At 62.3% G+C, this 6,501-nt stretch carries 2 protein-coding genes; both read left to right on the forward strand.

The window, feature by feature from the left end; translation table 11 throughout:
• Window positions 1-2,589, forward strand: a 2,589-nt coding sequence (locus ACWEO2_RS44095) for an SDR family NAD(P)-dependent oxidoreductase (protein WP_452410844.1), incomplete at its 5' end; no start/stop codon positions are given.
• 2,395 nt (window positions 2,590-4,984) lie between these two features.
• The gene (locus ACWEO2_RS44100; RefSeq protein ID WP_452410845.1) at window positions 4,985-6,217 is read left to right on the forward strand and encodes a recombinase family protein; all 1,233 of its coding nucleotides are present in this window, start codon (window positions 4,985-4,987) and stop codon (window positions 6,215-6,217) included.
• The last annotated feature ends 284 nt before the right edge of the window (window positions 6,218-6,501 follow it).

Raw genomic sequence — 6,501 nt, forward strand, 5'->3', positions numbered from 1 at the left:
CGCGCGCGGCTGAGTCGGGTTGACGGTGGCGTGCGGGTGGAGGCCGCCGACGCGGCCGGTCAACCGGTGCTCACCGCCGAATCCCTCACTTCACGATCGGTTTCGCTAGAGAGTCTGCTCATGGCAGGACGCCCCTGCTCCGATGGCCTGCTGCACCTGCACTGGACACAGATACCTGTCGCCGCTCCAGCCGCCGCCCCGACCATTACTTCTTGGCGCGACGTCGGCAAGGGGACCTGCGATGAGGTCGCGTCGGTAGTCGTGGCCGACTTCGCAGGTGGAATGAGCCTGGACGCAGTACATGCCGAGACGAGTCGGGCCCTCACACTGGTGCAGAAGTGGTTGACCGAGCAACGCTTCGCCGGATCGGCTCTCGTGATCCGCACCAGCGGGGCTGTGGGGTTGGCACCAGGCGAAATCACCGACCTGGCCGGCGCGGCAGTGTGGGGCTTGATCCGATCAGCCCAGCTGGAGGATCCGGGACGGATCGTGCTGCTCGACAGCGATGCCGAGCGAGTCGATACTGACCTGGCCGCGGCGTTGGCGACATCAGAACCACAAATCGTTATCCGCGAGGGTGAGGTGTACGGTGCCCGATTGGCTCGCGTCGAGCCATCAGCGATCAACGGAAAACGGTCCGGTGAGGCATTCGGTCCGAGCGGCACAGTACTGATCACCGGCGGCACCGGTGCGCTGGGCAGTTTGCTGGCCCGCCACCTGGTGGCCGAATACGGCGTTACGCGGTTGCTGCTGACGAGTCGAAGTGGCCCAGCCGCGCCCGGAGCGGAGGAATTGGAGGCAGAGCTAGCCGCATTGGGCGTACATGCGCAAATCGTCGCCTGCGATGTGTCGGATCGGAACGCGCTGGTCGCACTGCTAGCGGAGATATCCACCGAGCATCCGTTAACGGCCGTCGTTCACACCGCCGGTGTCCTCGACGACGGCGTGATCGGATCGTTGACCCCCGAACGTATCGACACCGTGCTCGCGTCGAAGACCGATGCCGCGATGCATCTGCATGAGCTGACGGCTGGCATGGAACTTTCGGCTTTCGTGATGTTCTCCTCCGCAGCAGGGTCTCTCGGGTCGCCCGGACAGGGCAACTATGCTGCGGCAAATGCGACCCTTGATGCCTTGGCGGCCTATCGACGCGCGCAGGGAGATCCCGCGCTCTCGGTGGCGTGGGGGCTGTGGGCTCCGCCCAGCGGAATGACAGAACAGCTGAGTGAAGGTGATTTGGCCCGGATGAACCGGAGCGGACTCGCCCCGATGAGCACTGAACATGCGTTGACCTTGTTCGACAGAGCCGTCGGCAACGAGTACGCGTCTGTGCTAGCCGCGCAATTGGATACGGCCGCCCTCCTGGGCTTGGTCAGCGCTCGGCAGCTGCCAGCGCTGTTTGCAGACTTGGCACCTCTGGCCCGACCTGGCGCGACATCGCTCGGGCGGGACTCAGATCTGCGCCATCGCGTTCAGGGACTCAACGATTCCGAGCAACGACGCATGATCTTGGATGCGGTGCGCGCCCAGATCGCGACAGTACTAGGGCACGATGGTCCGGCAGCAATCGCTGCAGGCCGGCCTTTCCTGGAATTGGGGTTCGACTCACTCAGCGCGGTCGAGGTCCGCAACCGTTTGAAGTCGATAACCGGACTCACCCTGCCCGCGACACTGATCTTCGACTTTCCGACATCCACTGTCCTCGCCGAACACCTCCACAAACTTCTGTGTGGTGAATCCCGCAACACTCCAACTGATTCCGATGATAACGACCCAGTTGAAGAATTCTTCACGGAGTACTCGGACGCCAGGCGTTCGGGGACGCTCGAGAATTTCTATGAAGAAATCCGATCAGGTGCGAAAGCGCGGAGGGTGTTCGACTCCCATCTCTACATACCACTCCCGATGCCAATTGCGTTGGCGAACGGGCCTGGTGACGTACAGATTCTGTGCATAAGGCCCATTACCCCGGCAGGTGGCGTCCACCAGTACGCGCGGTTAGCGTCGGAATTCAACGGACGGAATCAAGTCACAGGAATACAATTGCCTGGTTTTGAGCAGGGTGATCAATTCCCCGCCACCTCGGATGTAGCGATGAGGATGTTGGCGGATGTGGTCGTCGACGCTTCGGGCGGGCGGCCATGCGTCCTTGTGGGCTTCTCGTCTGGTGGCGCAGTCGCACATGCAGTAGCTGCGCATTTGGAGAAAGAATCAAGGGCAGACATCGTCGGTGTCGTGCTTGTGGATTCGTACCCCTCTGATAGCGATGCGACGGCGCGTGATCCACTCAGAACCGCTGAGAACTTCTCTCTGTTCGATCGTGACCGTGTCGGCGACGTTGATAGGTACGGATGCGAAGGGATGGTCGGATGGTCGGCGTTGCTGCAGTCGATCAATTTTGGAGAGCTCGCATCCAGTGAATTGTTCATCCAGTGTCAGAAGCCCTTGCACCCTGGTCTTGCTCTGGCGGAACCGTGGTATCCGAACCAGATAGTGAGGAGGGTTCAGTCGGACCACTTGAGTGCAATTGCAGATGGTGCACCCGAGGTCGCTGGTCTGATCGAGGACTGGCTCAGATCTTTGGGATAGACGGTGAGCATGGTAGGCGGCGTCCATCTCGGCGGGCGATGTAATCGCGATTCGCATCGATCTGCGGCCACGTCGTCTGCCGCAACCTCGTATCGGCCAAGTGCGGGAACCACTCCCGCACCAACTCGCCCCACTCCTGCGGCGACCGCACCGGACCACCAGGCGCCAGACCAGCCGCCATCGCCGGGTCCACATACTTCTTTACCTTGCGGTCCAACCCCAGGCTGGACCTGATCTGGCTCTGCGAACGACCCGCATGCCAGTGGATCAAGATCTCGGCCACATCGACCACGTCGAACGTTCTCCTCGCCAATTCTGGCTCCCATCACCTTCATCAGATGGGAGCAGCCAACTTCCTGCGAGGACCACACCAGCCACAACACGCCCACCACAATGGGGAATTACGTGAACGAAACCCTACCCAATTACGTGAACGGGAATCCGGGAATTACCTGAACGAAAACCGGCTCAACCTGGGGATTTCCGTGAACGCCGACAACGTGCGAGACTGCGCGCCAGCGCAGTGGTGTGAGTACGTTCGACCGTCGCGCTCCCGAACACCGGAACCAGGCCGGTCGCGACTATTCCGACACCAGAGTAGAGGTTCGTCCCGGAGTTGGTCGACACCCCGTCTGAGTGGACAGCCGGCACACTTTGGACCCAGTCCATGCGACCACAGGCCGGGCAAGAAATGTCGATGTCCATGCCTACGTCCCCTCCCGACGGTGGCGCGCCGCGGTGACGTCTGCTGCGCAACAGCGTCTCCGGTGGTATCCGATGCTGTGGCGAATGATCCCTATATGGAACACGGCGCGCGGCCTGATGTCGAGGGGACTGATGGTTGTCGGCGTGTTTGGCGGGAACGTTGCGAGGCTTCATCGGATTCCTTTCTGGGATCGACTTATCTCCAACACCAATTCGCTGGAGAGGGCGATAGTGGGGCGGGCGAGACAGGGATTCCCTTGAGCCACAAGGACAGTGGCTAGGCAGACAGAACTTCAGTCGCCTGATGACACCGTCATCAGCTTCGCGCCGATAGGCGCGCTGACGGAGGTGATGACCGGGGCGCCGGGCGAGTGGTAGTGTCCTGTCGCGAAAGATGCTGACGTGTACTGAAATGCCTGCTGATACCTAGTATTGTCCAGCGGTTCAGAGCGTTGACCAGGTCTTTGAATATCAAGGGGTCGCGGTTTCGAATCCCCCAGCCCGGCGGTCGCCTTCTCAGCTGGGACCTGCTGCGCCGTCACGTATCTGAGCGAAACGGAAGGCATAGTGTCGGGGCGCCGACCCTCGTGTCGTGGTAGCCCAGGTCGATACCTCGGCGGGGCGGGAACGCCTGATGGCGGCGATCGAGCCGCGGAACGTGACAGCTCACCACGCGCTGCTGCGTTCGATTTTCCAGTCGGAGATAAATGATCGGCGCGCTGGCCGGCATGCGGACTATTTCGAGAATTCTGGTGCGCGTTTCTGCTCTACCTCATCGGTGCCCTCAGTGACGTGTCCATGATGTGCGGGCCAAGCATCTGGACTTCGATACCGCGTGTGGGTTCGGCGTTCAGTTCGTGGTGGGCGCCGGAGTTCAACTGACGCTCGCTTACCTGGCGGATCACGGGCATGTCGACATCGTGGCAGAGCTGTCCACCTGCCCCAGGGCTCACCGACGGCCTCGGAGACTGGGAGGCGTTCGGGCGTGAGTACTTCTATGGCAGCATCCTTGGATAGTGCCTGCCTCCTGTTCTGCCGCTCACGGTGCAGGTTTGGCCGCGTTCGCGGATCAGGGCTTCGGGTGGTGGCGAAATCGTCGTGTTTCGGCTTTCATAGATAGTGGGAGAATCGGCAGGCTTGGAGGACCCATGCCTTTCTATCTCCTCGCCCAGCCTTCTACTGGTCATCGTGACCCCAGGGCGCTTGTCCAACCTCTGTACCCAGCACTCACGCATTCCGCGACCCCGACTGTCCACCCCAGCGCACCGACTCGTGGCCGCCCGCAGGCAGAGAACTATGCCCGGCCCAGCTGGTACCGCAACCGGTACAGACTGAGGTATCGATCGTTAACCACTAGCTACGAGTTCGCCGCTGCAGCCGAGGACGTGCGCCGTGCGCCCTGACCGCAGCAAAACGCATGATGACGCTGACCGTAGCCGCACCGAAGACATCACCGTCGTCGTCCCGAACGATCCGCCGGAACTCAACGCCGCAGCCGCTAAAGTGTTGCTGGAGATTATTCTTCGACATGCCCGCGCGACTCGTGGCGAGGCTGTCGACAGTCCCCGACCGAGTCCGGCACAAACACCACCACCGACACCGCCGATCGCAGCTCCCCAGGATGGGGCAGTTCAGCCGGGGCGTCCCCGAACTCCGATGTTTTTCTTGACCAGCAGGAGGAATCGCAGCAATGATCCGGTTCGCTTTCGCCGGGCGGGTCTCCACCGAAGACCAGCAGGACCCGGAAGCGTCTCGCAATTGGCAGCTCGGACGAGCACACGCGTTGATCGGCCAGCGCGGGCAGATCGTCGCGGAGTTCTTCGACATCGGGCAGTCGCGGTCGATTCCGTGGAAGCGGCGCCCCGCAGCGGGGCGGCTGCTCGAGTTGCTCAAAGAACCCGGGCGAGGATTCGACGCGGTCGTGATCGGCGAACCGCAGCGCGCGTTCTACGGCAACCAGTTCGGGCTGACGTTTCCGGTCTTCGTTCACTACGGCGTGCAACTGTGGGTGCCGGAGGTCGGCGGGCCGGTCGACCCGGACTCCGAAGCCCACGATCTGATCATGTCGGTATTCGGCGGCATGTCCAAAGGCGAACGCAACCGCATCAAGATCCGCGTCCGCGCCGCCATGGCCGCTCAAGCGCAAGTCGAGGGCCGCTACCTCGGCGGCCGCCCACCTTACGGGTATCGTCTCGCCGACGCTGGGCCCCATCCCAATCCGGGCAAAGCCGCCGACGGTAAACGCCTTCACACACTCGAACCGGACCCAGTTACCGCACCGGTCGTACACCGAATCTTCAGCGCGTACCTCGCCGGCATCGGGATCTTCGCCATCGCGCAACGCCTCACCTGCGATGACATCTTGTGCCCTTCGGCCTACGACCGCAGGCGCAACAGCCACCGATCTGGAGCCGCGTGGTCGAAGAGCGCTGTGCGCGCGATCCTGGGCAATCCGCGCTACACCGGCTACGAAGTATGGAACAAGCAACGCAAACAGGAGTCCCTCATCGACGTCGAGGACGTCGCGCTCGGCCATCACACCAGACTGGCGTGGAATCTGAAGACGGAATGGGTCTACTCCGACCAGCCCGCTCATAGCGCGCTCATCAGCAAGGACACCTTCGAGCAGACACAACTGCGGCTCGCCGCCCGAGGGCCGCGATCGACGGGCAGGACAACGACCCGCCGCCAGCACCCGTACGCCTTCAAAGGGCTGCTGTTCCACCAGACCTGCGGACGGCGGATGCAAGGCAATTGGAACCACGGGCTGCCGCACTACCGCTGCCGGTACCCCTCCGAGTACGCCCTCGCCAACAAGATCGACCACCGATCACCGTCTACCTACGCGAGGACCAGCTCAGCGGCCCGATCGATTCATGGTTGGCCGACATCTTCCATCCCGACCGGATCGAGCATTCGCTGACCATGCTGGAAGGCTCGCAATCCGACAACACACCCGCCATCGAGAGCGCGCGACGATCGCTCGCTGAACATGACCGCAAACTGTCCCGCTATCGAGCAGCACTCGAAGCGGGCACCGACCCGGCCCTCGTCGCAGATTGGACCCAACAGGTCCAACGCGAACGCCAGGCCACAGCCGCCCAGCTCGCCGCACTAGGTCGTGTCTCCTAATGATTTGAGCCATTCCACGATGAGGGCCAGGACGAATCCGGCGCGGTAGGTGATGGCCAGCTTGTCGAAGCGGGT

The sequence above is a fragment of the Nocardia sp. NPDC004278 genome (genome assembly GCF_053602975.1).